Below are 26,998 nucleotides of genomic sequence, written 5' to 3'. Positions count from 1 at the left end.
TTAATGCGCGTGCGCTGCACTTGAGCCTTTAGGATTGCGGATACTTTCAACCATTTGTTGTACTTCAACAGGTGGTTGCGCGGTTAACTTAAGTACCACGGCTGCTACCGCAAAGTTCACCATCATACCGACAATACCAATGCCCTCTGGCGATATACCAAATAACCAGTGTGCAGGGGTATTAAGCTCTGGGCTGACAAACTTAAAGTAGATAATATAGGCGGCAGTAAATGTTATCCCCGTTACCATACCCGCAATTGCCCCTTCTTTGTTCATGCTCTTAGAAAATATCCCCATAATAATCGCAGGGAAGAAACTCGCAGCCGCTAACCCAAAGGCAAACGCAACCACAGAAGCCACAAATCCAGGAGGATTAATCCCAAAATATGCTGAAATAACGATTGCAACCATGGCTGATAACCTTGCAGCAAGTAGCTCTTGCTTATCGCTGATATCTGGTTTTAAGGTACGCTTGAGCAAATCATGGGAAACGGAAGTCGAGATCACCAGCAATAAACCTGCTGTGGTAGATAAGGCAGCAGCAATACCGCCCGCAGCTACCAAAGCGATAACCCAAGCTGGTAAATCTGCAATTTCTGGGTTTGCTAATACCATGATATCGCGGTCAATCTTAACTTCATTGGCACTATTGGGATCTTCCAATTTACCTGCAGAGTAAGACATCTTGCCATCGTTATTTTTGTCTTCAAAAACAATTAGCCCTGTTCTTTCCCAGTTTTTCACCCAAGTTGGTGCATCGGCATAAGCAGTACCACTACCATCTTTACCGTTAATGGTATCTATCATATTAACGCGTGCAAAAGACGCAACCGCAGGTGCCGTGGTGTATACAATTGCAATAAAGACCAAAGTCCAAGCTGCTGAAATACGAGTATCTTTAACACGGGGAACTGTGAAAAAACGCACAATAACATGAGGTAAACCCGCAGTTCCCACCATGAGTGCAGCGGTAATGGCAAATACGTCAATCATGCTCTTAGAGCCTTCGGTATATTGCGCAAAACCAAGTTCGGCGCTCAGCCCATCAAGCTTATCTAATACATACATCCCTGAGCCATCAGCAAGTGTTGCACCAAACCCAGTTTGAGGCAGTATGTGACCCGTCATCATCAAAGAGATAAAAATCGCCGGAACAAGGTAGGCAAATACCAACACACAATACTGTGCCACTTGCGTGTAGGTGATCCCTTTCATCCCGCCAAGCACAGCATAGAAGAAAACAATCACCATGCCGATGTAAACACCTGTTTCAATGTCTACTTCTAAAAAGCGAGAAAACACCACACCGACACCACGCATTTGCCCCGCTATGTAGGTAAAGCAAATAAATATGGCACAAAGTATGGCAACCACGCGTGCCACTTGTGAATAGTATCGATCGCCAATAAAATCTGGCACAGTGAACTTGCCAAATTTACGTAAATAAGGCGCTAAGCACAGAGCTAACAGTACGTAACCACCGGTCCACCCCATGAGGTAAACACCACCGTCGTAACCCGCAAAGGAAATAATACCCGCCATAGAAATAAACGACGCTGCGCTCATCCAATCGGCAGCAGTCGCCATACCGTTAGCAAATGGTGGGACACCACCGCCAGCAACATAAAAGTCTTGTGTCGAGCCAGCTCTTGCCCAAATCGCGATGCCGATATAAAGCGCAAAGCTCAAACCAACAATAATAAATGTGAGAGTTTGTACATCCATCGAAATTGCCCCTTATTCGTCTACGCCATATTTTTTATCTAATGCATTCATTTTGAATACGTAGACAAAAATCAAGGCTACAAAGGTGTAGATTGCGCCTTGCTGTGAAAACCAAAAACCTAATTTAAATCCAAAGAAACGGATTTCATTGAGTACATCTACCAGCAAAATGCCAAAACCAAACGACACGACAAACCAAATTGCCAATAGTTTGAACATTAAACTGAGATTTTCTGACCAGTATGCTTTTGCTTGTTGTTCGTCTTTAAAAGCCATTTTTATATCCCCTATCACGTGCTCTTTAATGAGCTGTGTTGGTATTAATTGTCATCATTTACCTTAGCAATGGCTTTGCCAGAAGAAATTGAGACCTTAGTCGTAGCAGCAAGTTTACCTTAACGTAAACTGCACCTTGAATGAAATTAATACAAAACAAAAAACTTAAATATCAACAAGTTAAAAGAATGCTATGAAAAAATGTGACATTGAGCGTGAAATATGACGCTTATACGACATTAGTCTAAACATATCTCACAGAACATTTACTTTATTTAAAAACAAAGAGTTACACATTATTAAAACGAGTGCCCTATACAGACTTAAAAACAAATTATGATAAGGTAACGAAATCGCAGTTTAAGAAGAACAACAATGACAGCCGCTCTCATTCTCGTTGCACTGAGCTATATCGGTGTATTATTTTGGTTAGCCAACTGGGGGGATAAAACCACGCCTTTGGCTATGCGCATTACCCATCATCCTTTCGTGTACGCTTTTTCATTGGGTATTTACTGTACGTCTTGGACTTACTATGGTGCCGTTGGAACCGCAGCAACAAGCAGTTGGCATTATCTGCCGATATTATTAGGCCCCGCACTGCTGTTTTTATTTGGCCATGGCTTCTTGCGAAAATTACTACTGGTCAGTAAAAAGCAAAATATCACCACCATTGCAGACTTTATTTCCGCGCGTTATGGCAAGCGCCAAACAACGGCCGTTATGGTTACCATGATAGCGCTGCTTGCAACAATTCCTTATATTGCGCTGCAACTCAAAGCACTCAGCAGCAGCTTTTTGTTGTTGCAACAGGATGAAGCGCTTTCTGGGAACGTACTTGCGCTCACAGGCACTTTGATCATGGCTTTGTTTGCTATCTTTTTTGGAACTCGCAAAGTAGATGTAACTGAGTATCGCTCTGGACTCATGTTGGCAGTGGCTTTTGAGTCAATCATCAAGTTTTTAGCGCTGGCTGCGGTTGCATTTTTGGCTATTGTGACTTTAATACAACTGCCACAAGACCAAGCGATTTCTTTTGAACACTGGTTTAATTTTGACGCCTTTAATTTTAACTTTATTGGCCAGACACTGATGGCGGCAGCAGCGATAGTTTGTTTACCAAGGCAATTTCATGTCACCGTGGTCGATAACCAAAACCATCGCCACTTGCATACCGCGCGCTGGGCATTTCCGCTATATCTTTTACTTACAGCTGCGATGATAATCCCCATAACAATGGCAGCAATCCACCCCGACATCGGCAATAATATTGCCGCCGATAGCTTTGTTCTAGCACTGCCGCTGATGCAAAATCACCCAGTGATCACAACCTTCGTATTCATAGGTGGTTTATCGGCAGCCACAGCGATGATAGTGGTTGCAACGTTAACACTAAGTACCATGTTATCTAATGATGTTGTGTTACCGCTGCTGTTAAAACGTAAGCTTAAACGCAGTGCACTTACACGCAACTATAAAACCCCTATTTTAATGATCCGTCGCATCACTATCGCTGCAATTTTACTGTTAGCGTATTTGTATCAGCAGTGGTTTGGACATGGTGAAGCGCTGGCAAATATGGGATTAGTTGCCTTTTCTTTGGTAACTCAACTATTACCAGCTATCGTGGGTGGGCTGTATTGGCGCAAAGGGCACGCATACGGTGTTTATGCTGGTTTGCTAGCAGGCTTTAGCTGTTGGGCACTTTTTTTAATGCTACCAGTGGTCGGAACGGCAGCCCCCTTTGACTATGAACTAAGACAAAGCATCATCACACGCGGTACACTCATTGCACTATTAGCAAACATCACCTGTTACATTAGCTTTTCACTTGCAGCCCATGAACGCTTGATTGATAAAATCCAAGCCGCTGCGTTTGTATTTCCCAAAGAGCAAGCGCGTTTTTCAAAGCGTTTAGATAAAAATGTCAAAGCCAGCGTTTATGACTTTAAAGTACTACTGCAAACATTCTTGGGTATTCAGCGTTCTAATCAATTACTGAGCCACTATGCGCTCAGCCATAGCATTGATGATAATAACGCTCACCCCGATGCCGATTTTATCGCATACTGTGAGCGAGCACTCACGGGTGTTTTAGGTGCCTCTTCAGCACAAGCCCTCATCCATACCGTGGCCTCGGGCAAACAGATGGCTTTTGAAGAGGTAGTCAACTTCTTTGATGAAACTACGCAAGCGCTGCAGTTTAACCAAAACTTGCTGTATACCTCTTTAGAGAACCTCAGCCATGGTATTTCAGTGGTAGATAAAGACCTCAACTTAGTCGCATGGAATAAACGCTACGGCGAAATGTTTGCCTATCCAGAGGGGTTTTTAGAAGTAGGTTTACCTATTGAACAAGTGATCCGCTTTAACGCCCAGCGCGGAGAGTGCGGCCCAGGTGATATCGAGCGCCTAGTCGATAAACGTGTTCAGCATTTACGCAATGGTACTCCGCATCACTTTATTCGCCACCGTCGCGATGGCCAAGTATACGAAATGCGCGGAAATCCCTTACCAGAAGGCGGCTTTGTTACCAGCTTCTCAGATATTACTATGCACATTGCCACCCAAAATGCGCTAGAAGAGATCAATATGGATCTAGAAAACCGCATCGAGGCTCGCACCCAAGAGATCCGCACCATCAATACCGATTTACAAGCACAGATTGCATCACGTATCGACACCGAAAAAGCCTTAATGGCTGCTAAAAAAGAAGCTGAGCAAGCCAATGATAGTAAAACGCGTTTTTTAGCATTGGCCAGTCATGACATATTACAACCACTCAACGCTGCCCGTTTATATCTGGCAGCCATCGACGAAAAGCACCTTAATCATAAAGATCAAAGTAATTTTGAAAAGCTCTCTGATAGCTTAGATTCTACAGTCCACCTGATGTCGTCACTGCTGGATATCGCCAAATTGGAACAAGGTGCCATGAAGCCCACACCAAGGCACTTTTGCATTGACGATATATTAAACCCACTTGCCAATGAATATGCGATTTTATCCAGCGAAAAAGGCTTACAACTGAAAGTTCGCAGCAATCACACCTACGTGCATAGCGATATAACCTATCTCAGACGCATCATCCAAAATCTCGTATCTAATGCCGTAAAATATACCGAGCAAGGTAAAGTGCTGGTAACGTGCCGTAACAAAAAACACAGCTTACGTCTTGATGTGTGGGATACCGGCCCTGGTATCTCTGAGCATCAATTAAGCAAAATTTTTAACGACTTCTATCGCATTCAAAGCAATGATAACAAAGGTGTCGGGCTTGGTTTAGGCGTTGTAAAGCGGCTGTGTGATTTACTGAGTTTGGAAATAGAAGTTACTTCGATTGTCGGTAAAGGTAGCCGATTTTCTATTATCATTCCTTTTGGTGATGCACAACTGGCTGAGTCCAAAGCCGACGATAACCTTCAAGCTGATAGCAGTAAAAAATCGCAACTTACCGTGATGGTGGTGGATGACGATCCAAAAAATCTAGAGGCCATGAACAGCTTGCTAGGCAAATGGCATATTGACGCTGTGCTTTTCAGCCAAGCCCATGAAGCAATCGAATACGCTAATAACCAACCAGCGCCCGACATGATTTTAATGGACTATCAACTTGGGCAAGACGATGATGGTATTTCTGTCATCAAAAACTTAAGAAGCATCTGGCAAACCACAGTACCTGCGGTACTTATTACCGCGGTACGTGATGATGCATTAAAACAGCAGACCAAAACAGAACAAATTCATTATCTAAGCAAGCCTGTTAAGCCAGCTAAGTTAAAAGCTTTGCTCAATCATCGCATAGGTCATTAGCAGGTGTGTGATGATTATTTTCGATTTGCCCCCTTAGCCGTTCGATGTATCGACACCAATAAAGGTAATTTAACACCTAAAAGAGCTCAATCTTAAAACCACAGTGTGCATTTGATGAATACTTTCATAAAGTGATTAATTTCAGTCTATTAGCCAACTATTTTGTTGTTACCTTTGTGTTTCAGTGTTAATTTTGCGTTACTTTAGCTCAGAGGAGGGAGCGCGCGATTAATGAAGAACAATACTCATACACGGCAGCGGAAGGTTGAAGGCTTTAAAGCGGAAGTACAAGCGTCAATTCGCATACTAAGACGCGAGAAAGGTTGGTCGCAGTCTGATTTAGCACGCAAACTCAATGTTGACCAAGCGACCATCAGCAATTATGAATCGGGTAAAACCGATATGAGCTTTGCGCAATTATTTGAGTTATTTCTTATTTTTGGCAAAGATATTACAGGCACCTATTTTAACTTTTCACAAGCCAAAGACGCCAAACCAACAAATACAGACAACCCAGATGCAAAGGACATTGAATAATGAACATTTACATTTTAATCGATTATGTACCCATGATCTGCGTACTGTTTGGACTTATCATGACTTGGAAGGTTGAAAGCGCCCGATGGTTTTTCATATCCTGCCTAACACTTGAAATCTTCGGTTTAGCCATGACTGACATAGTGATGCAGTGGAACACTCACTTTTACATTTATTGTGTGTTTATCAGCCTTGTATTTTTACTGCCTATTGTTTATCGTAAACGTCTTGCCATGTGGTTATATAGCAAGACGGGTTATGAATATTTTAATAACGTATGTAAAACACATCGCTTTGTACCGCAAGAGGCTGGAATTATCTGTATAGCTATTCTAGCGTGTACTATTAATTTCGTGACTTGGATAGAGGTACTACTATACAAATATAGCTTTTTAAGCAATGCGCCTATTAAGTTATATATTAGAGACAATATGGTAGTCTTCATCAAAGTAATGGAGAGTTGTGCGATGGTGAGCTATGCATGCCGAGCAGAATTTAGGGAGAGATTTATCCGTGATGAAAATTGTTGATCCAAAACTACTCAAATTAATCAATGGGGCGGGCCAAGGCGGTCCAGGAAATGGCCCTGCACTGCCACAACAACAAAAGGCCCCTCCTTTTGGTGGTTAGTACGCAATATTAAGTTGTATATTAGAGATAACGCAGCAGTCTTTGTTAAGGTTATGCAGAGCTTAGCTAAGCTATGCATGCCCAGCAGAATTTAGGGAGAGATTTATCCGTGATGAAAATTGTTGATCCAAAACTACTCAAATTAATCAATGGGGCGGGCCAAGGCGGTCCTGGAAATGGCCCAACGCTGCCACAACAACAAAAGGCCCCTCCTTTTGGTGGTTAGCGGCCGATGTAAAAGCCACCTTTAGTGGCTTTTTTAATTTCTACTCTATCTGATTGCCTGATTCCAACGACTTATTCCGCATAGCATTATTTGTAACTTTGCTTAACGGCGGCTAATTGCAAAAAATAACCATTAATTTGCAATTTATGGTTAACCTAAAGATTTTGGGTTGCTAGTATGCTAAACCCCCTTGCAAAAAAGGGGTTTTATAGGAATGAGGAAAATGAATTACATACTGACTACGCAATGTGCTGATGGCGTTGGGCTCATCGCCAAAATCACCAACTTATGCTTTAAGCATAATTTAAACATTACCCGTAATAATGAGTTTGTAGATAGAGAAGGCTCACGCTTTTTTATGCGCACCGAGTTAACTGGCAAGCCACATGCACAATTTTTAGAGCAGCTAAGAGAGCAGCTCCCAGCGGGGGCTCAGGTTGCACTACACCATGGCGAAAAAACCAAAGTGGTTTTGTTGGCAACCAAAGAAGCGCACTGTCTGGGCGGCGTACTCCTTAAAGAGTATGAAAAAGCCATGAACATCGAGATATTAGCGGTGGTCGCCAACTACCCTGATTTAGAGCCTTTGGTCGCAGGTTTTGGGGTTCCCTTTCACTGTGTACCACACTCAGGGCTTTCACGTGTAGAACATGATGAACAAATGGCACACGTGATTGAGCAATATCAGCCAGATATCATTGGTCTTGCTAAATATATGCGTATTTTAAGTCCTGAGTTTGTTGCTCGATTTAATAATCGCATTATAAACATTCACCACTCATTTTTACCCGCATTTATTGGTGCAAAACCTTACCACCAAGCCTTTGAACGCGGCGTAAAAATCATTGGCGCTACGGCCCACTTTGTCAACGATGAGCTAGATGAAGGACCTATCATAGTGCAAGATGTCACGCAGGTGAGTCATGCAAATGATGCTGAGAGTATGGCTAAAATGGGTAGAGATATTGAAAAAACGGTCTTTTGCAAAGCACTACAACTGGCCTGCGAGCATAAGGTTTTTATTAACGACAACAAAACAGTGGTGTTTAGTTAATTCACTTTTCTGTGAGCAATATAAAAAGCGCTAAGGCGCTTTTTATATTTGTGGCTCAATCGGTTCTAGTTGTAGTTTTGAGGCGATTAATACCGCTTGTGTTCGGTTGTACACCCCTAACTTTCTAAAAATAGCGGTGATATGTGCTTTCACGGTTGCTTCAGAAATATGTAACTCAAACGCAATTTGTTTGTTTAGTAGACCTTCATGCAGATACTGAAGCACTTTAAATTGCTGCGGTGTCAGTGAGGCGACTTGTTGCGCGAGTTCTTTATCTTCATGGGCTGTGTTGGCTACTTTATCTTTTATATTTTCAGGTAGCCAGTTATCTCCCTCTAACACTGTGTCGATAGCTTGATTAATCTCTTGTGGCGATGAAGATTTGGGAATAAACCCCATAGCACCATAAGCCATCACCTTAGAGATCACACTAAGATCTTCACTGCCCGATACTACCACGATAGGCAAACTTGGATAATCCTCTCTCACCCTTATCAAGCCATAGAGATCACCGCTGCCCGGCATATGTAAATCCAGTAACAACAGATCCAATTCATCTTGCTGTGAAAGTATCGTAAGGGTGCTATCAAAAGTATCGGCTTCAAACACAGTGAGTGTATCGAACTGATTTTGCAACGCACCTTTTAATGCCGCTCTAAATAACGGATGATCGTCTGCAATTAAAAACTGGTTCATACTGTGCTCCTAAAAAATTCGGCCACTATCTTTGACAATAGCAGCCGATATACTCGTTTAGAATTAAATGAAATTCAAGCTTTTAACGTTCAATTAACGATTCAAGCGGTTTTCAATTAACTCATCGACTACGCTAGGATCAGCAAGCGTTGAAGTATCCCCTAATTGTTGGTATTCATTCGCTGCTATTTTGCGCAATATACGGCGCATGATCTTACCTGAGCGTGTTTTTGGCAACCCAGGTGACCATTGGATCATATCAGGAGAGGCAATTGGGCTAAGCTCTTTACGGACCCAATTTCTCACATCTTTTGTCAGCTCTTCTGTTACCACCACCCCTTCGTTAGGCGTGATGTATACATAAATACCTTGGCCTTTAATATCGTGAGGGTAACCTACAACTGCAGCTTCAGCCACTGACTCATGTGCAACAAGCGCACTTTCAATCTCTGCTGTGCCTAGTCGGTGCCCAGATACGTTCAGCACGTCATCTACACGCCCAGTGATCCAATAGTAACCATCTTCATCACGGCGACAGCCATCCCCCGTGAAATACACCCCAGGGTATGCCGAGAAGTAGGTTTGTTCAAAACGTTCATGATCGCCGTAAACGGTGCGAGCTTGTGACGGCCAGCTATCAAGAATAACCAAATTACCCTCAGCAGCGTCTGCTAAATCATTGCCTTGTGCATCAAATAGCGCAGGAGCGATACCAAAAAAAGGTCGGCTTGCAGAGCCTGGCTTCATGTCTGTAGCACCAGGCAGTGGCGTGATCATGATCCCACCTGTTTCGGTTTGCCACCATGTATCCACTATCGGACAAGCGCCATTGCCTATCTTGTCGTAATACCAAGTCCAAGCTTCAGGGTTAATTGGCTCACCCACCGAGCCTAAAATACGTAAACTAGCGCGATTCGATGTGGCCGTTGGCTCATCTCCCTTCGCCATCAATGCCCGAATCGCAGTTGGCGCAGTGTAAAGAATCGTTACATTATGTTTATCAACTATTTCTCCAATACGGCCGGCACTTGGATAAGTTGGAATGCCTTCAAAAATGACCTGTGTACAGCCATTGGCAAGTGGGCCATAAGCAATATAACTGTGGCCGGTGATCCAGCCTACATCGGCACTACACCAGTAAACATCATCTTCTTTTAGATCGAATACATACTCATGTGTCATTGATGCATAGACCAAATATCCACCAGTGCTATGCACCACCCCTTTTGGTTGACCCGTTGATCCTGAGGTATACAAAATAAATAGTGGGTCTTCAGCATTCATTGCCGTTGGTGGGCACTTCGCCTCTACATCTGCGACTAACTCGTGCCACCATACATCGTGGCTTTGCCACTCTACTTCACCGCCAGTTAAGCGGTGCACCACCACATGCTCAATATCTACACCCTGTTGTGCTACTGCCTCATCTACATTCGCTTTAAGTGGTACGCAATTACCACCACGTCGACCTTCATCTGAGGTGATAACGACTTTAGCTCCAGAATCTTTTATTCGGTCCGCTATCGCTGAAGGTGAAAAACCACCAAATACCACAGAGTGAATGGCACCGATCCTTGCGCAAGCTTGCATTGCATACACAGCTTGTGGCGTCATTGGCATGTAAATAGCAACGCGATCGCCCTTTTGAACACCTAATTTTTTCAAGCCGTTTGCTAGCTTTGCCACCTCATCATGTAAAGTCTGATAGGTAATGTGTTCACTATTTTCAGGGTTGTCTCCTTCCCAAATCAGCGCGACTTTGTTTGCTTTATCTTTTAGATGTCTATCAATACAGTTATATGACGCGTTCAATTGACCATCTTCAAACCATTTAATGCTGATATGACCTTTATCAAATGAGGTGTTTTTTACTTTTGAAAATGGCTTTGACCACTCTAGCCGTTGCCCATGTTCAGCCCAAAACCCTTGTGGGTCCTCAATTGACTGCTTGTATAGCGTGTTATATTTATCGTTATCAATGAGTGCGTGTTTCTTTATTGCTTCAGGAACAGGATAAATGCTCTGCGACATAGTCATCTCCATTTTAATTTGTTTGCCTTTAGGCGTTACCCAAGCATCACTCAGGCAAAGCCATGAAAGTATTAGACCTTAGTTGTAGAAGTAAATAACACACTCCCTTCACATGAAATAATCTCAAGTAATAATCATATCTCATTCAATCTTTTTCACTGCGCGGGATGAAAATAAAATTACTTTAATATCAAAGAACTAAATTACATACCCCACCGTTGAGAATATTTTATTTATTCAATTGAGTGAAATTTTTACCACCTTAGTCGTATAGACCAATAGGTAATTGAGTAATCCCCATCCTTCATCAAAAGTGAATACCGATGCTTTTTATCAGACAACATCGCACGTGATGAGTCGCTGCACAGGAAAAAAGACTATGACAACATTCGGTTACACAACAAAAACGACAATTGCCGCAAGCATTTTCAGCGTGCTATCAGCACCTTCATTCGCCGCTTCTATAGGTCAAACGGATATCAATTACGGTGGCTACATTAAACTAGACGCCATTTGGAGTGATTTCTCTGATGGTACTTTAGGCAGTGGCAATATTGGCCGAGATTTTTACGTACCAGGGACCACGCCGGTGTCTGCCACATCGTCTGAAGATGCGGTTTTTGACATGCATGCAAGACAATCTCGATTTAATTTAGCGACAACAACCAAATTAGATGATGGCAGTGATATAAAAACCAAGATTGAACTCGATTTCATCGCCTCAATCGGTGGTAATGAGCGCGTCACTAACTCATATTCACCAAGACTGAGACAGGCTTACGTTAGTTACAAAGGTTGGACATTTGGTCAAGCTTGGTCAAACTTTCAAAATGTCTCAGCACTACCTGAAACACTAGATTTCGTTGGCCCAGCAGAGGGCACGGTGTTCGTTCGCCAAGCAATGGTTAAATATGATGTGGGCAGTTGGTCATTTTCTGCAGAGAACCCTGAAAGTACAGTAACCACAGCCGATAATGCAAGAGTTGTCACCGATGATGCCAGCATGCCTGATTTTACAGCGCGTTATACCTACAATGCAGATTGGGGACAGTTTGTTATCGCAGCTCTTGCGCGTCAACTTACTTACAAGTTAGGTGCTGCAGATGAAACCGAAACATCCCTAGGTATCAGTGCATCGGGGCGTATTAACTTTGGCAAGAATAATCTGAAGTTTATGCTCACTCAGGGTCAGGGACTAGGTCGTTATGTAGGCTTAAATGTGGCAAATGGCGCGGTGTACGATGGCAGCAACTTACATGCTATTGATTCAACATCTGGCTTTATAGGTTATCAACATCATTGGAATGATGAACTTCGTTCAACGTTCTTATATTCGTTTTTTTCGGCAGATAACGATGACAATCTACTTTCTATTTCAGGTAACCCCACCAAATCAAGCCAAAGCTTTAGTGCAAACTTGCTTTATTCACCTGTTAAAAAGCTAACATTTGGCGTTGAATATAAAGTAGCGACTCGCGACACCGAAGCTAATCTTGATGGCGACCTAAATCGCTTACAATTGTCAGCTAAATACGTTTTCTAATCACCATAAAAAAGCCCAGCTATGCTGGGCTTCTTACGCTTAATTAGAGTTTTTACAGCTCAACATCCGTTGCAGCTAAAGCTGGCTCTTCACCTTCTTCAGGTTTAATAGTTGCTTGCAACAGCAACATATCACGCAGTTTACCCTCTATTTCATTGGCGATTTCAGGATTTTCTTTTAAGAACTTGATTGAGTTCGACTTACCCTGACCAACCTTACTACCATTGTAGCTATACCAAGCACCTGATTTTTCAACCAGTTTATGCTTAACACCTAAGTCAATTAGCTCGCCATGTTTAGAAATACCTTCACCATACATAATGATAAATTCAGCTTGTTTAAACGGAGGAGCAACCTTGTTCTTAACGATTTTCACTCGAGTTTCGTTACCAACAACTTCTTCACCTTCTTTCACCGAACCGATACGACGAATATCAATACGTACAGATGCGTAGAATTTTAGTGCGTTACCACCTGTTGTGGTCTCAGGGTTACCAAACATCACACCAATTTTCATACGAATTTGGTTGATGAAAATACATAGCGTATTTGAGCGCTTAATATTGGCAGTCAGTTTACGAAGTGCTTGTGACATTAAACGCGCTTGCAAACCAACGTGCGTATCACCCATATCACCTTCGATTTCTGCCTTAGGTGTCAATGCAGCAACAGAGTCAACAATTACCACATCAACGGCGCCAGAACGAACTAACATGTCACAGATCTCTAGTGCTTGCTCACCGGTATCAGGTTGAGATACTAAAAGCTCATCAACATTTACACCTAGCTTTTCCGCATAAACTGGATCTAAAGCATGTTCAGCATCAACGAAGGCACATGTTTTACCTTGTTTTTGCGCTTCAGCGATAACTTGTAGCGTTAACGTAGTTTTACCTGATGACTCTGGTCCGTATATTTCAACAACACGACCCATAGGTAAACCACCAATACCCAACGCAATATCAATGCCCAGTGAACCAGTAGAGATTGATTCAATATCTAGTGCTTGGCTATCGCCTAGCTTCATAATTGAGCCTTTACCGAACTGACGTTCAATTTGTGACAATGCAGCGTCGAGTGCTTTTTGTTTGTTATCGTTCATTTGCTTCTCCAATCTAGCGTAATGGGCTCAGTATACTGTATAGAATCACAGTATCAAGTACATTTTTAACCTTGAATACGAGAAACTATATTTTTTAAAGCAAAAGCAATAGCTTGTGTTCTAACATAACTACGTTCACCAGAAAAAACTTGCTTATAGCTGCGCACATTTCCCTGTATATTGATTGCAAACCATACCAAACCAACTGGTTTATCATCAGAGCCGCCACCAGGACCCGCAATACCAGATACAGCAACCGCAATATCTGCTTTTGCCGCTTGTGCAGCGCCTGTAGCCATCTCGACAACAGTTTGTTCGCTCACAGCCCCATAACTAGTCAAAGTGAGCGCGCTCACCCCTAGTAAGGCTTGCTTAGCTTCATTACTGTACGTAACAAAGCATCTATCAACATAATTAGAGCTTCCTGGCGTATCGGTTAGCGCATAACTTATTCCGCCACCAGTACATGACTCAGCGGTAGTGATCGTCAAACGTTTATCCGTTAAAATAGCGCCCAATTGTGCAGCCAGAGTCTTAATCTCTTGGTTTAGCTCCATATTCAACCTCTTAGGTAGATGCATGTCGATAGATTTATATTCAGAACATACTATAAAACAACAAACCCCCATGATGCAGCAATATCTTAGGATCAAAGCCGAGCATCAAGATATTTTATTGTTCTATCGCATGGGTGATTTTTACGAGCTGTTCTTTGACGATGCTATCCGCGCAGCTCAGCTATTAGATATTTCCCAAACTCATCGTGGCAAAGCATCTGGCGCTCCTATCCCCATGGCAGGGGTGCCCTATCACGCAGTTGAAAACTACCTCGCACGTCTTGTGCAAATGGGTGAGTCTGTGGCTATTTGTGAGCAAGTAGGCGATCCCGCCACCAGCAAAGGGCCTGTAGAGCGTAAAGTAGTCAGGATTGTTACCCCTGGAACAGTTACAGACGAAGCGCTACTACAAGAGCGTCAAGACAACTTATTGGCCGCGTTGTGGCAAGACAAACAGCAGCAATATGGCGTTGCTTACCTTGATATCAATTCAGGACAATTCTGTATCGTTGAGCTCAAAACCGATGAAGCACTCAGTTCAACCCTGCAACGTTTACAGCCAGCCGAGTTGCTCTATCCTGAGTCATTTAAAAATTTACACCTCATTGAACAATTTAAAGGAGCACGCCGTCGTCCAGATTGGGAGTTTGACTTAGATACCGCAAAGCACTTACTTTGTCAGCAGTTTGCCACAAAAGACTTAATTGGCTTTGGTGTAGAGCAAGCAGCCACTGCATTGGTCGCCGCAGGCTGTGTTATGCAGTATGTCAAAGACACCCAACGCATCGCTTTGCCGCATATACGCGCCATCATCTTAGAAAAAAATGAACATGCAGTGATCTTAGATGCAGCTACGCGTAAAAACTTAGAGCTTACCGTTAATCTCTCAGGCAGCATTGATAATACTTTGGCGCAAATTCTAGATAAAACGGCTACGCCAATGGGTTCTCGTTTACTTAAACGCCGCATTCATACTCCGATTCGAAATCGTAATGAGCTTAATGCAAGGCTCAATGCCATTTCTAGTTTAATAGAGACTCAGCTTTGCCTTGATACCTATGATGCACTTCGACAAATAGGTGATATTGAGCGAGTGGTGGCGAGGCTTGCGCTTTGTAATGCAAGACCAAGAGACTTGACCCGTTTACGATCCGCTTTACAAGCGCTCGCGCCACTGCACGAACTCTTGGCCGAAAGTGATGACGCACGTATCAAACAAATTTGTGCACAGTCGCCGACTTTACCTAAACTACAAGATCTGCTCGAACGCGCCATTATCGACAATCCACCTATTTTGATCCGTGATGGCGGTGTGATAGCCACAGGTTATAATGCCGAACTAGATGAATGGCGTGCTCTGAGTCAAGGTGCCACTGATATTTTAGAAAAACTCGAAACCAGAGAGCGCGAACGCACAGGGATCAACACCTTAAAAATTGGCTACAACAAGGTTCACGGTTTTTACATCGAAATTAGCCGCGCCAACTCTCATCTTGTGCCTGCAGATTACATTCGCCGACAAACGCTCAAAAATAACGAGCGTTACATTATTCCTGAACTCAAAGAGCATGAAGATAAAGTGCTTGGTAGTCAGAGCAAAGCGCTGGCGCTTGAAAAACAACTATATGAACAACTGTTCGAGTTTATTGCACCTTATTTAGAACAGTTACAGTTGATGGCAGCAGCACTAGCCGATTTAGATGTGCTTAATACCTTAGCTGAGCGCGCTCAAACCTTAGATTATTGTAAACCAACTCTAAGCGATAGTGATGAAATACACATTGATGCTGGGCGCCACCCTGTTGTAGAGCAAGTCAGTAAGGAGCCATTTATCGCTAACCCTGTTCACCTCAATAATGAACGCAAAATGTTGATCATTACTGGGCCAAACATGGGGGGTAAATCAACTTATATGCGTCAAACTGCACTGATCGTACTCATGGCACATATCGGTAGTTACGTGCCAGCTAGCACCGCAAATATAGGTAATGTAGACCGTATTTTTACGCGTATCGGAGCGAGCGATGACTTGGCCTCTGGCCGCTCGACGTTCATGGTTGAAATGACCGAAACCGCAACGATTTTGAACAATGCCACCAAACAGTCTTTGGTACTTATGGATGAAATTGGTCGGGGTACCAGTACCTATGATGGCTTGTCATTGGCGTATGCCACAGCAGACTACCTCGCCCGACAATTGGCAGCGAAAACGCTCTTTGCAACACATTACTTTGAGCTAACTGAACTCGCTGAGAAACAGTCAGGTCTGGTGAACGTACACTTAGATGCCGTAGAACATAACGATACAATTGCCTTTAAACATACGGTGATGGAAGGTGCTGCAAGTAAGAGTTTTGGTTTACAGGTTGCGGGTCTTGCAGGAGTGCCAAAACCAGTATTACAACTTGCCAAACAAAAGTTGCTGCAGTTGGAAAATCATCAAAGTGTAGTAGAGCCAGTCACGCCTGCTCAACACGCTTTACCATTGGTTGAGCCTGAGCTATCTGCAGTGGAACAAACACTCAAAGCGATAAACCCAGATGAGTTAAGTCCGCGCGAGGCACATGCATTGCTGTACAAATTAAAACAGCAGCTTAGCTAGTCGCTTTCTTCAAAGTACAAAAAAGAAAAGAAAACAAAAAAACCACCTTGAGATAGGTGGTTTTTATTAGCTATTAGTGAATTCTAAGCAGTTATAGTTGTTCAAATAAGCTATCTGTACTTAATCCTTCATGCTGTAAGATATCTTTTAGGCGTCTTAAAGCTTCCACTTGAATTTGTCTTACTCGCTCACGCGTTAAGCCAATTTCTCTACCTACATCTTCAAGCGTTGACGGCTCATAGCCTAACAAACCAAACCGTCTTGCAAGCACTTCTCGTTGTTTAGGATTTAACTCTCCAAGCCAATCAACAATATGATTGTTGATGTCATTGCTTTGCACCTCACTCTCAGGTCCATGACCTTTCTCATCAGCAATAATGTCCAACAATGCTTTGTCGTTATCTCCACCTATTGGAGTATCGACCGAAGTTATTTTTTCGTTCAAGCGCAGCATCTTAGTCACATCTTCAACCGGACGGTCTAAGCACTCTGCAATTTCTTCCGCTGTTGGTTCATGATCTAACTTTTGCGTCAGCTCTCTTGCCGTGCGTAAATAAACGTTTAACTCTTTAACAACATGGATAGGTAAGCGAATAGTTCGAGTTTGATTCATGATCGCTCGTTCTATGGTTTGGCGGATCCACCAAGTTGCGTAAGTTGAAAAACGAAAACCTCGTTCAGGGTCAAACTTTTCAACGGCTCTGATCAAACCTAGATTACCCTCTTCAATCAAGTCCAGCAGAGCCAAGCCTCGATTGTTATAGCGTCTCGAAATTTTTACCACTAAGCGTAAATTACTTTCAATCATTCGCTTACGTGACGCTTCACACCCTTTAAGCGCTTTTCGAGCAAAATACACTTCTTCTTCAGCACTAAGTAGAGGAGAAAAGCCTATTTCGCCAAGATACAATTGCGTTGCGTCTAGGTTTTTTACATTCTCATCTTTGGCGAAGATGTCGTCATCGTCGTCAATTTCTTCCAATAGTTCGGCTTTTGAGCTATCTATATCATCTAGCTCGTCGAGCTTATCTTCAAAATCGTCCGTTTTTTTGGTTTTAACATTTGCAGTTTGAGCCATACGCATCCTCCCAAGTGAATGAATAGTGACGTTGTGCGTAGTAAAACCTTAACGTCACTACTTACTTGGCAAATATTTAACCGGATTGACAGCTTGCCCTCTAAAACGAATCTCAAACCTCAATGCAGTTTTAGAAGCATCTGTACTACCCATTTCGGCAATTTTTTGCCCAACTTTAACTTTTTGCTGCTCAGTGACCTGTAACTTCGAATTATGCGCGTATGCACTGAGGTAATCATCATTGTGTTTTAAAATGATTAAATTACCGTAACCTCGTAGCGCATTACCTGCATAAACCACTATGCCATCCGCAGCAGCCTTTACAGGTGCCCCTTCCACATTCGTGATTTGAAGTCCTTTATAGCCATTTTCTTTGCTAGAAAAGTGCTTTGTCACCTTACCAACAGCAGGCCAATGCCAACGTACCTCATTAGAAAACAAAGCCTTAGATGCGTTGTCATTTTTACTGCTATGTTTTTGAACATACTCTCGTTGTTTTGGCTGATCAAGTTCTTTTTTAGCAGTTTTGTTATTTTTTTGTTTATTAGAACTGGACTTATCCTGTTTTGCTGTGTATTTTTTGCGCTTTTTATTTTTATTTTGTGGACGCTCTATATAGATAACTTGGCCCGGATAAATAGTGTAAGGGGGCTGAATACCATTTATCTGCGCTATTGTTCTCACATCTTTATTTGCACTGAAAGCAATAGCAAATAACGTGTCGCCTTTTTGCACGCGATAACGATTATTTTTCACATGAATTTTTTGTGATGAACTGGACTTACCTATAACCAAGCTCGTTACAGGAGCAGGTGCAGTTCGACTGCTGCAACCACTTAATAACATACAAGCAGTTGTCATGATCAACAGGTATGTTTTAAGCATCGTTCACCCTTTGAGAGTTATAATTATTATGGTTTTACAATTGACGCCAGCAAAACACCGAGCACTCATAGGCGAGCTTTGTAACTCAAGCACACGTCAGATTAAATAATATCACCCGCAACTAAAGGTACAAAGCGTACAGGGGCTAAACGGTGCTCCACAAAGTGTTCGCCTTTGCGAACAAACAAAGTTAAGTGCTGCTCTTGTTCTCCTAAAGGTACAATGAGAGCACCATTGTCTTCAAGTTGTTCAAGTAACTGTTGAGGTACTTCCTTAGCTGCCGCTGTAACTATGATGCCAGCAAAAGGGGCCTTTGATTGCCAACCTTGCCAACCATCCCCATGCTTCATAGCGACATTATATAAATCTAGCAAATGCAGTCGACGTTTAGCTTGCCATTGCAAGGCTTTTATACGCTCAACACTACAAACTTCTTCGAACAATTGCGCTAAAATGGCAGTTTGATAGCCAGAACCAGTGCCAATTTCTAACACTTTGCCTGTAACTCCAACTTGAAGCAGTACTTCTGTCATTTTGGCGACAATATACGGCTGTGAAATCGTCTGTCCTTGACCTATTGGTAATGCGGTATTCTCATAAGATTTATGTTTTAGTACATCGTCAACAAACATATGCCGAGGCGTTTCTTGCATCACCTTTAACACTTGTTCGTCTGCTACGCCTTGCTCTTTGAGCAACTGAACTAAAGCGCTGGCGCTGCGTTTATAGCTATTTAGCACAGTTATTACGCCTCTGATAACCAATTAGACATAGCTTCTAGACTTTCATGGGCTGTCATATCTACTTTTAGGGGGGTAATGGCAGCATAGCCATGATTAATCGCGTGAAAATCAGTACCTTCACCCGCGTCACTTTCACTCCCTAAATTACCGTACCAAAATATATCTCGGCCCCACGGATCTTGTTGCTTAGTCATTGTTTCTGCCTTGTGTCTCGCTCCTAGGCGACACACTTTTATGCCTTTTAATTCAGTAAGCGCTACATTCGGTACATTGATATTGATGATTTGATCTTTGGGTAGTGGGTGAGTTCGCAATTGCTTAATGATATCCAAAGTCACCTGTGCAGCAGTTTCATAATGATTTTCCTGTTTGGAGCATAATGAAACCGCAATGGCAGGTAGCCCTAAATGACGCCCTTCACTTGCAGCAGCAACAGTACCAGAATAAAGAGTATCGTCCCCCAAATTTGCGCCATTGTTAATTCCGGCCACCACTAAGTCTGGCGGCTCAGCCATTAACTGGTTAACACCTAAGTGAACGCAGTCTGTTGGCGTACCATTAACTGATATAAAACCATTATCTAATACAGTTGCACGTAATGGATTCAATAACGTCAGAGAGTTACTCGCACCGCTGCAGTTTCTATCTGGAGCTACAACAGTGACCTCTGCAATTTGAATGAGTGCTTTGTATAAAACTTCAATCCCTTTGGCATGTACACCGTCGTCATTACTAAGCAAGATCCTCATCAACTACCTCTTGAGTTAAGTTGTCTTTACTGGCATCTCTATGCTGTACCAGCTCTCTGAGTACAGCAGTAGCAAATGTTCCTTTTGGCAGACTAAATGACAGCTTGATTGTGCTGCTGTCTATCGTTTGTACTTGCAAATCTTTTGGCACTAAACGTAAGGCCCGCCTTTCTACTTTTAAGCCTAACTGTCCAAGCCCTTGTTGCCAAGCACTATATGGTTGTAACCATTGCCTTTCTTGCGCAACTAAGCCTTTATCACCTTTTCCAACCATAGGTGCAGATAGCAAAATATCACCACCTGTTAAACGCGCGATTATCTCATCACTAATATCATCTTCAAAAAACGCATTGCTGCCGTTTAATAAGAAAACTTCTCGATGCCAAGTTTTGGCTAACCCATGATGTTCAACGCGTAAACTGACGAGCTGATTAAAAATATGCGAGCGCGCAGCAGAGATCACGATGCCACGAAGCTTTTTATCGCGGATCTGTTCGCCTCCAAATAAACGTTCTGCCATCTCTAGGTTATGACCATCATGACCAAAACGTTGCTCACCAAAGTAGTTAGGAACCCCTTGTCTTACAGCATTGATCCTAGAAAGAATATCTAGCGGCACATCGACATTACGTAAGGTGATTTGAAACTGATTACCGCTGTGGCAGCCCGTGCGTAATTTGCGGTTATGGCGAACTTGTTTTACTACAAATATACTGTCACTGTTTAGCGCACTAAAATCGATATGCTTTTTTATCGCAACAGGCACGCTAAACCACTGACTACAAACACCATGGCGGTCTTTTAAACCAGCATAACTCACATCTCTTGGTGCAACATTAGCAAGCTTTGCAATTTGCTTTGCAACGTATGCTGTATTTTCGCCTTTTTTTATTATCTGCAAACAAACATGTTCGCCCTCTGCGCTCAGTGGAATGTCTAATATTTCATCCACCATAAAATCTTCAGCATTCGTTTTGAAGTCTGCTTTAGATTGCGGTTTACCATATAAATAATTTAGTTCATTCATGATTTGAGTAACACCACCACCGCGTGCGCCGAAATGCCTTCTTTACGACCTTCAAAACCAAGTTTTTCTGTCGTTGTCGCCTTGACGTTAACTTGCGAAATATCCGCTTGGCAATCTGATGCTAGATTTGCTCGCATATTGTCAATGTGCGGGCGCATCTTAGGCGCTTGCGCAACTATGGTAACGTCGCAATTACCTAATTTATATCCCATGGATTGCATTTGCGAAACAACGCGGCGCAGCAATATACGACTATCTATACCGGCAAACTCTTGCGAGGTATCAGGGAAGTGTTTGCCTATATCACCAAGAGCCAACGCGCCAAGCAGAGCATCACACAAAGCATGAATGGCTACATCGCCATCCGAGTGAGCAATAAAGCCTTGTGCATAAGGAATTTTTTCTCCGCAGATAGTTAATGGACCCTCGCCACCAAACTTGTGCACATCGAAGCCATGACCAATTCTAATCATTATTTACTCTCTTGCTTGGAAATTAAAAAGCACGCTAAATCATAATCTTCTGGCGTTGTGATTTTTATATTGTCACTACGTCCTGGGATCAATTTAACAGGGTGTTGCGCCCACTCCATAGCTGAGGCTTCATCGGTAATGACAACCGCATTATCAAGCGCCCGCTGCAGTGCATCTTTTAGAGCTTGGTAGGGGAAAAACTGTGGGGTTAAAGCCTGCCATAACTGCTCACGCGGTACCGTTTCTAAACTGTGCGTAGCACCTCTTTTAATGGTGTCTTTAACACGAGCGGCAAGAATGCCCCCTTCGCCATCAGCAACACATTGTGTTATCAAAGTTTGTATATCTTCAACACTGACGAGCGGGCGAGCCGCATCATGCACTAGCACCCAATCCGGTTTGTCTTGCGCAAGCGCCTGCAGCGCATTGAGCACCGAATCTGCGCGCTCTTTGCCACCATTTACCGCTGTGATCCGCTCATCAAGCAAAGGCAAAGCTTTGAAATAGTCGTCGGTTTCGCTTACTGCAACAACTATTTTATTAAGCTCAGGCAATTGCCCAAGTTTGTTTAAAGTGTGTTCTAGAATGGTTTTATCCGCAATCTTTAAGTATTGCTTGGGATGCGTCACTTGCATTCGGCTTCCAACACCAGCGGCTGGCACCACTGCTGCTATTTTAATTGTTTGCTTCATGATGTTTTCTAGGAAGTACTCGAATAAATGTTTCGTTTTCTTTGATCATGCCTAACTCATGGCGTGCGCGCTCTTCAACACCTTCCAAGCCAAGCTTTAGGTCTTCTATATCTGCTTTGAGTAATTTATTGCGTTTGGATAATTTAGTATTAAGTTCCTGATGAGACTCAACCGTACTTTTAATTCTGGTGTAATCTTGAATGCCATTATTTGCAAACCACAAGCGATATTGTAAAAACGCAGCCAAACATAATAGTACTATTTGAAATAAGCGCATAGCCTAGCCTCCCAGATGCCAGGATATTGCGTAAAGCGGATTAATGATGTCGTTGTTTTGGTGCTTTAACATTGGTCCAATTTATCATGCTGGCCAGCAGCATTTCTCTTAGGCTTAACACGCGTGGCGTGACAACTTTTCCATATTGCCAACGGTGACCACAACACGCTGCAACCATTAGCTGTTTAGTTGGTTTGAATAACCTAAAGTCATGTTGATGACTCAAGCCTGAACTGGAAAACCAACCGTATTGGTTACAATGTACCGCATTGTCTCTTACTTGATCTATGCTGTCCATGACAACCTGAGAGTATTGTGCATCTGTGAACAATACTGGCACCACCAAACCTACCGATGTTGTTGCACTATAAAAACTTTGATTTTTTTGTTCATCAAACAGTGGCAACGTTTTTTTCTGCACTGCCAGCCAACATCCATTTTGACTATCCAGCTCTAGCGGCACTTCACCTTGAGTAATATGTCTCGCCGCACGCTCAACATAATAAGGCAAGCTCAGCAACTTACGTTGTAATTGCTCAGCACTATACTGCTGTGCGAGCGCAGGGATCTCTCGTGCATAAAATACATTAACCAACTCAGCAAATTGCAAACGTTCTTGCTCGTTATGCCATAAATTGCTTTGCTTAGTATCTGCTATATGTTGCTTTACCACACACCCTCCGCTAGTTGAGAAAAGTTATAGCATGGTAAGCATACTCAGGCTAGCTTTTCGGACGCTCACCAAGCTTAGCTTGGCCATTTTCCAAAAACTGCACAACGCCTTGGCGTTTCTTTCCTAGCAGCAAACTGCCATCGACCAAAAACATAAAGTTTTGCCAACAGCGTTTAAAAACATCAAATCGTGTTTCAAATACATGCTCACGACTCAAACAAAAATAGACCGTGGTATTATCTTCCCACTTTAAAAAGTCACATAGCGCCTCAGGCAAGTACTGTTCACCACACTCCCAAGGTTTCTCCCAATTTAGCTGCGACACCCAAGTTTTCTCATCACCTGGCCATTCTGATTTAGTAAAAAAATCAGGGTGATCTTTTTCCCTTGAAACCATGGTACTCCAAAGCACTGCTGAGCGCTCTGGGCTCATTAATTTTATTGCTTCAAGATCAGCTTCATCAATTGGCAAGTCTAGGTGCTTAAATACCCAAGCTTTCTTAAATTTATCTATAGAAATATAATTCATCTTTACGCCACATAGGCAAATGCATAACCACCGATTATACAGCACTGCAACAGGAGCAAACAATGAAGCAATCATTAAAACTCGGGATTTATCAGCATTACAAAGGACCTAAATACTGCGTACACCATGTTGCTACACATAGCGAAACAGGCGAGGAAATGGTGGTATACCAAACGCTTTACGGTGATTTTGATTTTTGGGTACGACCCCTAGCGATGTTTAACGAGCAGGTTCAAATAGATGGTAAGCTAATTCCTCGCTTCAAGTTTATCAGTGCAGATTAGGAAGAAAATAGTTGACTCGCTAGAGGTCGTCCCCTGTTTTATGGCACACTAACCTCATCAGACCAGATCTTTAGGAAATAAACGTGAGCTTCGAAGGTACAAGTAATTACATTGCCAGTAGTGCACTCAAACAAGCCGTGAATGCGGCTGTGGTATTAGAAAAACCCCTTTTGATCAAAGGAGAACCTGGCACCGGCAAAACCATGTTGGCCCAGGAACTGGCAAATAGCCTCAATACCGAACTAATTCAGTGGCATATCAAATCAACGACAAAAGCTCAACAAGGGCTGTATGAATATGATGCCGTTTCGCGATTACGCGACAGCCAGCTCGGTGATAAAAAAGTGCACGATATCAGCAACTACATCGTAAAAGGCAAGTTATGGCAAGCGTTTGAAGGAGAGCAACGGCCAGTATTATTGATTGATGAAATTGATAAGGCGGATATTGAGTTTCCAAACGACCTACTATTGGAACTAGATAAGATGGAGTTTCATGTTTATGAAACGGGCGAGAAAATTAGCGCAAAAGTTAGGCCAATTGTCATCATCACGTCAAATAACGAAAAAGAGCTACCCGATGCTTTTTTACGTCGCTGCTTTTTTCACTACATTGATTTTCCATCCGCAGAACAAATGCAACAGATTATCGATGTGCATTACCCAAATATTAAACAAGACTTGGTGCAACGAGCGCTTGAGTCATTCTTTAAATTGAGAGAAATCCCTGGGTTAAAGAAAAAGCCCAGCACCAGTGAGCTATTAGATTGGCTAAAACTGTTAATGGCAGAAGATATCGATGCACAAACATTACATGACCATACTCACAAAGGTGGGTTAATGCCACTGTTTGGTGCATTACTTAAAAATGAGCAAGATGTCAGCCTAATTGAAAAACTAGCATTTATGAGCAAGCGATAATCTGATGCTAATCGAATTCTTTTTTACACTCAGAAGGTACGGTCTCAAGGTCTCGCCACGAGAGCTGCTTGATTGTTTGAATGCCCTTAACCATGGTTTGGCTTTTGCAGATCTAGATGCCTTTTACGAGCTAAGCAAAACAATATTCATTAAAGATGAAACCCAGTTTGACAAGTTCGACCGGGCATTTGCGGATTATTTTGAGGGCATTGAAGACAGTGATTTTTTAACCCAGCTGCAAAAGAACGCCAATTTACCAGATGATTGGTTACGTAAAGAATTCGAAAAGCATCTTACTGAAGAGCAAAAAGCGCAAATTGAAGCCATGGGTGGACTCGACAAACTGATGGAAACCCTAAAGCAACGCCTAGCAGAGCAGCAAAAAAGACATGCAGGGGGAAGTAAATGGGTAGGCACTGGCGGAACGTCGCCATTTGGAGCCTATGGCTATAATCCTGAAGGGGTAAGAATTGGTCAGGATACAAACCGTCAACGCCGAGCGGTAAAAGTATGGGACAAACGTCAATACCGTAATCTGGATGCCGATAGTGAAATATCGAGTCGCACGATGCAGCTAGCGCTCAAAAAGTTACGTAAGTTCGCTCGAAGTGGCGCCAGCGTTCAGTTAGATCTCAACGAAACGATTGCCGCTACAGCTAAACAAGGCGGAATGCTTGATGTGAGGATGGCACCAGAGCGACATAATGCCGTCAATGTATTGATGCTATTCGATATTGGTGGCTCTATGGATGATTATATTCATTTATGTGAACAACTCTTTAGTGCAGCACATAGTGAATTTAAACATCTGGAGTTTTTTTACTTCCACAATTGTGTTTACGAACATGTATGGCGAGACAATGCACGTCGCCAATCAAGCCTAATTGATACTTATCAGTTAATTAACCGCTTTGGTAAAGACTATCGATTGATATTTGTTGGCGATGCTACCATGGGTCCCTATGAAATAGCCTATCCAGGTGGCAGTGTTGAGCATTGGAACCAAGAACCAGGCTCTGTGTGGTTACAGCGCTTAACCAATCATTTTGAAAAAGTAGTTTGGCTGAATCCTCAGCCAAAAGAGTATTGGCCTTATTACCATTCTATTGGGCTTATTGAAGAGGTAGTGCAAAAACGCATGTACCCAATGACATTAGAGGGGCTAAGTGAAGCGATAAAAACTCTAAGTTAACCGAAAAACCCACAATAATTACCTCCTTGTAGCTTAATGCGCTAGCAAGTTCAAAAATTGAATTACACTGGTTGCGAGTAACCCGCATAGCTACAAGGACATTCCCATGAAAATTAATGGCAAGCAGCCTAACTTTTTAATTATCACCACCGACGAGGAACGCTTTCCACCCATTTATGAAAATGCAGAAGCAAAAGCATATAGGCTAAAAAAAGCGAAAGCTTGCTGCAAATGCGCCAAAACGGTATCGAGTTTATTAATCATAATGCGGCTTCAACTGCGTGTGCACCAAGCAGAACCTCTATTTATACAGGCCAATACCCCTCTCTTCATGGGGTAAGTCAAACACCCGGAATTGGTAAATCTTCTTTTGACCAAAATATGTTTTGGCTGGAACCCAACACGGTTCCAACCATGGGCTCATGGTTTCGCGAAGCTGGTTATCAAACCTATTATCGAGGTAAATGGCACCTGTCAGACGAAGATATTTTAGTACCCGGTACACAGCAAGCTTTAGTGAGTAATTCTATTTCAGGTCAACTTAACCCTGATAGACTCGAGCTATATAGTCGACACTGAAAATCACTTAATGCATTGATCTTCTTGATGATCTAAACGATCTTACTATCCTCATTTTGCAACGTTTGTTTTCTCACCCCTCAAAACCTTGCAAAATGGAGATTA

26 protein-coding genes are annotated in these 26,998 nt (G+C 42.7%); 10 read left to right on the top strand and 16 right to left on the bottom strand.

Going from position 1 to position 26,998, the window contains the following annotated elements; translation table 11 throughout:
- Together HC733_RS05380 and HC733_RS05375 are read right to left on the bottom strand one after the other, a co-directional pair.
- The gene (locus tag HC733_RS05380) at nt 1–1,725 is read right to left on the bottom strand and encodes a sodium:solute symporter family protein (protein ID WP_190364026.1); all 1,725 of its coding nucleotides are present in this window, start codon (nt 1,723–1,725) and stop codon (nt 1–3) included.
- Between the two features lie 12 nt (nt 1,726–1,737).
- Nucleotides 1,738–2,001 carry a DUF4212 domain-containing protein gene (locus HC733_RS05375; RefSeq protein WP_171626693.1) on the bottom strand — a complete coding sequence of 88 codons (264 nt, stop codon included), beginning with the start codon at nt 1,999–2,001 and terminating at the stop codon, nt 1,738–1,740.
- Between the two features lie 375 nt (nt 2,002–2,376).
- Here HC733_RS05375 and HC733_RS05370 point away from each other — a divergent pair, with 375 nt between their 5' ends.
- From HC733_RS05370 to purU, 4 genes are all read left to right on the top strand, one after another.
- Nucleotides 2,377–5,814 carry a PAS domain-containing hybrid sensor histidine kinase/response regulator gene (locus HC733_RS05370; RefSeq protein WP_190364025.1) on the top strand — a complete coding sequence of 1,146 codons (3,438 nt, stop codon included), beginning with the start codon at nt 2,377–2,379 and terminating at the stop codon, nt 5,812–5,814.
- 231 nt (nt 5,815–6,045) lie between these two features.
- Nucleotides 6,046–6,351, top strand: coding sequence for a helix-turn-helix transcriptional regulator (locus HC733_RS05365; protein WP_190364024.1), 306 nt, complete (start codon nt 6,046–6,048; stop codon nt 6,349–6,351).
- Nucleotides 6,351–6,881 (top strand): hypothetical protein, encoded by a 531-nt coding sequence (locus tag HC733_RS05360; protein ID WP_190364023.1) that lies wholly within the window; start codon nt 6,351–6,353, stop codon nt 6,879–6,881. The genes HC733_RS05365 and HC733_RS05360 overlap by 1 nt, the downstream gene beginning before the upstream one ends.
- A 549-nt stretch (nt 6,882–7,430) precedes the next feature.
- Nucleotides 7,431–8,261 (top strand): formyltetrahydrofolate deformylase, encoded by an 831-nt coding sequence (purU, locus tag HC733_RS05355; RefSeq protein WP_171626695.1) that lies wholly within the window; start codon nt 7,431–7,433, stop codon nt 8,259–8,261.
- Between the two features lie 42 nt (nt 8,262–8,303).
- Here the strand turns inward: purU and HC733_RS05350 are convergent, their stop codons facing one another.
- Both HC733_RS05350 and acs read right to left on the bottom strand, forming a co-directional pair.
- Nucleotides 8,304–8,957 carry a response regulator transcription factor gene (locus tag HC733_RS05350; protein ID WP_171626696.1) on the bottom strand — a complete coding sequence of 218 codons (654 nt, stop codon included), beginning with the start codon at nt 8,955–8,957 and terminating at the stop codon, nt 8,304–8,306.
- 93 nt (nt 8,958–9,050) lie between these two features.
- On the bottom strand, nt 9,051–10,988 hold the full coding sequence (acs, locus tag HC733_RS05345) for an acetate--CoA ligase (protein WP_190364022.1): 1,938 nt from the start codon (nt 10,986–10,988) through the stop codon (nt 9,051–9,053).
- A gap of 379 nt (nt 10,989–11,367) precedes the next feature.
- Here acs and HC733_RS05340 point away from each other — a divergent pair, with 379 nt between their 5' ends.
- Nucleotides 11,368–12,531 carry a DcaP family trimeric outer membrane transporter gene (locus HC733_RS05340; protein ID WP_190364021.1) on the top strand — a complete coding sequence of 388 codons (1,164 nt, stop codon included), beginning with the start codon at nt 11,368–11,370 and terminating at the stop codon, nt 12,529–12,531.
- Between the two features lie 52 nt (nt 12,532–12,583).
- On the opposite strand, the gene recA is transcribed toward HC733_RS05340, so the two are convergent.
- Together recA and HC733_RS05330 are read right to left on the bottom strand one after the other, a co-directional pair.
- Nucleotides 12,584–13,633 (bottom strand): recombinase RecA, encoded by a 1,050-nt coding sequence (recA, locus tag HC733_RS05335; protein WP_190364020.1) that lies wholly within the window; start codon nt 13,631–13,633, stop codon nt 12,584–12,586.
- Between the two features lie 65 nt (nt 13,634–13,698).
- On the bottom strand, nt 13,699–14,190 hold the full coding sequence (locus HC733_RS05330; RefSeq protein WP_190364019.1) for a CinA family protein: 492 nt from the start codon (nt 14,188–14,190) through the stop codon (nt 13,699–13,701).
- A gap of 22 nt (nt 14,191–14,212) precedes the next feature.
- Here HC733_RS05330 and mutS point away from each other — a divergent pair, with 22 nt between their 5' ends.
- Nucleotides 14,213–16,792: a DNA mismatch repair protein MutS gene (gene mutS / locus HC733_RS05325; RefSeq protein WP_190364018.1), complete on the top strand. Its 2,580-nt coding sequence runs from the start codon at nt 14,213–14,215 to the stop codon at nt 16,790–16,792.
- A gap of 91 nt (nt 16,793–16,883) precedes the next feature.
- On the opposite strand, the gene rpoS is transcribed toward mutS, so the two are convergent.
- From rpoS to HC733_RS05275, 10 genes are all read right to left on the bottom strand, one after another.
- A complete protein-coding gene (gene rpoS, locus HC733_RS05320; RefSeq protein WP_190364017.1) occupies nt 16,884–17,870 on the bottom strand; it encodes an RNA polymerase sigma factor RpoS in 987 nt (328 codons plus the stop codon).
- Between the two features lie 57 nt (nt 17,871–17,927).
- Nucleotides 17,928–18,755 (bottom strand): peptidoglycan DD-metalloendopeptidase family protein, encoded by an 828-nt coding sequence (locus tag HC733_RS05315; protein WP_190364016.1) that lies wholly within the window; start codon nt 18,753–18,755, stop codon nt 17,928–17,930.
- Between the two features lie 101 nt (nt 18,756–18,856).
- Nucleotides 18,857–19,495 carry a protein-L-isoaspartate(D-aspartate) O-methyltransferase gene (locus tag HC733_RS05310; protein WP_190364015.1) on the bottom strand — a complete coding sequence of 213 codons (639 nt, stop codon included), beginning with the start codon at nt 19,493–19,495 and terminating at the stop codon, nt 18,857–18,859.
- Nucleotides 19,496–19,500: 5 nt separating this feature from the next.
- Nucleotides 19,501–20,247, bottom strand: coding sequence for a 5'/3'-nucleotidase SurE (surE, locus tag HC733_RS05305; protein ID WP_190364014.1), 747 nt, complete (start codon nt 20,245–20,247; stop codon nt 19,501–19,503).
- Nucleotides 20,231–21,274, bottom strand: coding sequence for a tRNA pseudouridine(13) synthase TruD (gene truD / locus HC733_RS05300; RefSeq protein ID WP_190364013.1), 1,044 nt, complete (start codon nt 21,272–21,274; stop codon nt 20,231–20,233). The genes surE and truD overlap by 17 nt, the downstream gene beginning before the upstream one ends.
- Entirely contained in the window at nt 21,271–21,747 is a 477-nt protein-coding gene (gene ispF, locus HC733_RS05295) for a 2-C-methyl-D-erythritol 2,4-cyclodiphosphate synthase (protein ID WP_190364012.1), read from the bottom strand. Before ispF ends, truD begins: the two co-directional genes overlap by 4 nt.
- Complete coding sequence (ispD, locus tag HC733_RS05290) at nt 21,747–22,439, bottom strand: 2-C-methyl-D-erythritol 4-phosphate cytidylyltransferase (protein WP_190364011.1); 693 nt, start codon at nt 22,437–22,439, stop codon at nt 21,747–21,749. The genes ispF and ispD overlap by 1 nt, the downstream gene beginning before the upstream one ends.
- Nucleotides 22,423–22,716 carry a cell division protein FtsB gene (ftsB, locus tag HC733_RS05285; protein WP_190364010.1) on the bottom strand — a complete coding sequence of 98 codons (294 nt, stop codon included), beginning with the start codon at nt 22,714–22,716 and terminating at the stop codon, nt 22,423–22,425. Before ftsB ends, ispD begins: the two co-directional genes overlap by 17 nt.
- Before the next feature lie 40 nt (nt 22,717–22,756).
- Nucleotides 22,757–23,389, bottom strand: a complete 633-nt coding sequence (locus tag HC733_RS05280; RefSeq protein WP_190364009.1) for a hypothetical protein — start codon at nt 23,387–23,389, stop codon at nt 22,757–22,759.
- 49 nt (nt 23,390–23,438) lie between these two features.
- Nucleotides 23,439–23,918, bottom strand: a complete 480-nt coding sequence (locus HC733_RS05275) for a DUF2947 family protein (RefSeq protein WP_190364008.1) — start codon at nt 23,916–23,918, stop codon at nt 23,439–23,441.
- 62 nt (nt 23,919–23,980) lie between these two features.
- Here HC733_RS05275 and HC733_RS05270 point away from each other — a divergent pair, with 62 nt between their 5' ends.
- The 4 genes from HC733_RS05270 to HC733_RS05255 all read left to right on the top strand — a co-directional run bounded on the left by HC733_RS05270 (nt 23,981) and on the right by HC733_RS05255 (nt 26,893).
- Complete coding sequence (locus HC733_RS05270) at nt 23,981–24,202, top strand: DUF1653 domain-containing protein (protein ID WP_190364007.1); 222 nt, start codon at nt 23,981–23,983, stop codon at nt 24,200–24,202.
- Between the two features lie 83 nt (nt 24,203–24,285).
- Nucleotides 24,286–25,122 (top strand): AAA family ATPase, encoded by an 837-nt coding sequence (locus HC733_RS05265; protein WP_190364006.1) that lies wholly within the window; start codon nt 24,286–24,288, stop codon nt 25,120–25,122.
- Nucleotides 25,123–25,126: 4 nt separating this feature from the next.
- A complete protein-coding gene (locus HC733_RS05260; protein WP_190364005.1) occupies nt 25,127–26,314 on the top strand; it encodes a vWA domain-containing protein in 1,188 nt (395 codons plus the stop codon).
- A gap of 231 nt (nt 26,315–26,545) precedes the next feature.
- Entirely contained in the window at nt 26,546–26,893 is a 348-nt protein-coding gene (locus tag HC733_RS05255; protein WP_238937459.1) for a sulfatase-like hydrolase/transferase, read from the top strand.
- The last annotated feature ends 105 nt before the right edge of the window (nt 26,894–26,998 follow it).

This window comes from Pseudoalteromonas sp. S16_S37 (assembly GCF_014694405.1).
Taxonomy (GTDB): Bacteria; Pseudomonadota; Gammaproteobacteria; order Enterobacterales; family Alteromonadaceae; genus Pseudoalteromonas.
The sequence above is the reverse complement of the archived record's forward strand: the minus strand, read 5'-3'. Positions and strand labels throughout refer to the sequence as shown.